A 267-nucleotide genomic window follows, 5' to 3' on the forward strand; every position below is an offset into this window, starting at 1 on the left:
CAAGTGAATAAGTGCACATGGTGGATGCCTTGGCGATTACAGGCGATGAAGGACGTAGTAGCTTGCGATAAGCTGCGGGGAGCTAGCAAACAAGCTTTGATCCGCAGATTTCCGAATGGGGAAACCCACCCTTTTAGGGTATTGCATACTGAATACATAGGTATGCAAAGCGAACGCGGCGAACTGAAACATCTAAGTAGCTGCAGGAAAATAAATCAACCGAGATTCCCAAAGTAGTGGCGAGCGAAATGGGAAGAGCCTGTACGT

The 267-nt window shown here is 47.9% G+C and carries 1 rRNA gene; it reads left to right on the top strand.

The features are described from left to right. Nucleotides 1–267 (top strand): 23S ribosomal RNA (locus F8197_RS28325); the annotation flags it as partial.

The sequence above is a fragment of the Duganella sp. FT27W genome (assembly GCF_009295655.1).
Taxonomy (GTDB): Bacteria; Pseudomonadota; Gammaproteobacteria; order Burkholderiales; family Burkholderiaceae_D; genus Rugamonas; species Rugamonas zoogloeoides.